Source organism: Methanobrevibacter sp. (assembly GCF_017468685.1).
Classification (GTDB): domain Archaea; phylum Methanobacteriota; class Methanobacteria; order Methanobacteriales; family Methanobacteriaceae; genus Methanocatella.
The window spans coordinates 1-1,561 of record NZ_JAFUHT010000053.1; the positions used below are offsets into that span (position 1 = coordinate 1).

General features: G+C 34.7%; 1 protein-coding gene. It reads right to left on the reverse strand.

Annotated features, from left to right (window positions below; genetic code table 11):
• Positions 1–1,295 (reverse strand): hypothetical protein (locus tag IJ258_RS07125; RefSeq protein WP_292805045.1); only part of this gene is annotated, 1,295 nt, incomplete at its 3' end.
• Between the last annotated feature and the right edge of the window lie 266 nt (positions 1,296–1,561).

A 1,561-nucleotide genomic window follows, 5' to 3' on the forward strand; every position in this document is an offset into this window, starting at 1 on the left:
GATCCGCCACTAGGAATAGCATTTACAGCAGCACTTAAAGTTTCAAATACCTGCTCACCATCTAAAACAAAAGAAGGGATTATAAGAGAAAAAGTATTTCCTGAATACTCATATTTTGATTCCCAATTTTTCATCATGTAAACTGTATAGGTTCCTTTCTCCAGATTAGAGAAAGTTGCGGTATCACCATCATTACAAGGTTTTCTATCATATTCCACACCATTTTTATATAAAACAGCATAATTCACATCATCGTTTACATCAGGAGTTATACGAACTGTATTAGTAGTAACCTCCACTTCAATATCAAGGGAACCGCTTCCTATAAACCGACAATTGGAAAAGGAATGAGATGATTCACTACCAGCTTCATCCTGAACATGGTTTGCAGATCCGTCTGCTTTATTGCCCTCGAAATAACAGTCATTAAAAGTGGCTTTAGCTCCATCTTCAACATAGACAGCTCCACCTCCATTATCGGCTTCATTGTTTGTGAAACGGCAATTATTAGCTATGAGTGAAGCATCTGATTCATCAAGAAAGATTGCTCCTCCCCAACCATGACCTCCAAAAACGTTCTTACAAGCTTTATTGTTATTAAAAATACAGTTGTTAAAGGTCACAGATCCATGTATAATCCTAATAGCACCTCCATCATTAGCTAAAGATCCGTCCCCTCCATTTCTAAAGGTTATGTCATTGAAGGTGATGTGTGCATTTTTATCGCTTATCTTAAAGAACCAATACTTATTACTTTGGCCGTCAAAAATAACTGTATCACCTGAATTAAGAGGCTGGAATGTTATCCATACACCGTCACTAATTGTAATTTCTCGTTCAGCTGAATCGTAACCCCATGCTCTTGCTGTAAGATATATTGTTCCTCCATTATTATCACAGGCATCATCAACGGCATCATCCAAATCTCCGTACCATTTGCCATTATAATAAAAGTTAGGGTTTTCTCCAAGCAAATCATCATTTGAAGCAGAAAGCACATCATTTGAAGCAGATGATGCAACTCCCACCTTATGATTTTCATTTCGACTATCGTCAACAATAATTTCATCTATGTCATCGACACTTTCAATCGCAGGTGAAGTGTCATTGACTTCTTGTTTCAAATCAGAAGAAGTTGCTGCGACATTTGTATCGTCAACTTCGTCTGTTAAAGCAATATTTGTATCGCTAACTTCCCCTTGCAAGGTTTCATTAGCATCGGCCGCTGAAATTGCACCGATACTTATAATCATTACAAGAATTATCAGCAATATTCCTATACTTTTTTTCGTCATTTTTTAAGTACCTCATATTGTCTAAAAATCAATTAACTAAACCGAACGTTCGTTCTGCTCGATAATACACATATAGGTATTGTGAATGGACACAATACTTACAATAATGTTTTATTTTTGATTATTAATAAATACATAGTATTATTTTTTTGATGATTTAAATGAATTCTTACCCACAATTGTTTAAAAGCAAAAAAACAAGAGAAAAAGCAAAATTTACAATAAAGTTGAAAAAGACTTCAATTTTTACATTTAAACTTGAAAAA